Below are 881 nucleotides of genomic sequence, written 5' to 3' on the forward strand. Positions count from 1 at the left end.
CCGCCACAGCCGAGATGCTCGGCCGCACGACGCAGGTGTGGACGATCCGCATCGAGGACGATGCCGGCAAGCTCGTCTGCCTTTCCCGCATGACCGCGGCGGTGATCGACCGCCAGTAAAGGACCCGATTCATGACCACGACGATCCGCGCCGCCGACCTGATCGACAGCGTCGCCGATGCGCTGCAGTTCATCAGTTACTATCACCCGATGGATTATATCCGCGCCTTGGGCGTGGCGTATGAGGCGGAGCAATCCCCGGCGGCGAAGGACGCGATCGCGCAGATCCTGACCAATTCGCGGATGTGCGCGGAGGGGCATCGCCCGATCTGTCAGGACACGGGAATCGTCAACGTCTTCGTCAAATGGGGCATGGACTGCCGGCTCGACGACACGACGCGCAGCATGCAGGACGTGGTCGACGAGGGCGTGCGCCGCGCCTATCTCCACCCGGAGAACAAGCTGCGCGCCTCGGTGCTCGCCGACCCCGCCTTCACCCGCCGCAACACCCGCGACAACACGCCCTGCGTGCTCCATGTCGAGCTGGTGCCGGGCGACAAGGTCCATGTCGATGTCGCGGCCAAGGGCGGCGGGAGCGAGAACAAGTCCAAGTTCAAGATGATGAACCCCAGCGACTCGATCGTCGACTGGGTGCTGGAGATGCTGCCGCAGATGGGCGCCGGCTGGTGCCCGCCGGGGATGCTCGGGATCGGCATCGGCGGCACCGCGGAACATTGCGTGCTGCTCGCCAAGAAGTCGCTGATGGAACAGATCGACATGGCGACGCTGAAAGAGCGCGGCCCGAAGAACGATATCGAGGCGTTGCGCATCGAGATTTTCGACAAGGTCAATGCGCTCGGCATCGGCGCGCAGGGGCTCGGC

The 881-nt window shown here is 65.2% G+C and carries 1 protein-coding gene; it reads left to right on the top strand.

The features are described from left to right. Nucleotides 1–131 precede the first annotated feature (131 nt). On the top strand, nucleotides 132–881 hold a 750-nt coding region (locus tag BGN95_RS21330; RefSeq protein ID WP_286773936.1), incomplete at its 3' end, for a fumarate hydratase.

This window comes from Sphingomonas sp. 66-10 (assembly GCF_001897045.1).
In the GTDB taxonomy this organism is placed as follows: domain Bacteria; phylum Pseudomonadota; class Alphaproteobacteria; order Sphingomonadales; family Sphingomonadaceae; genus Sphingomonas; species Sphingomonas lycopersici.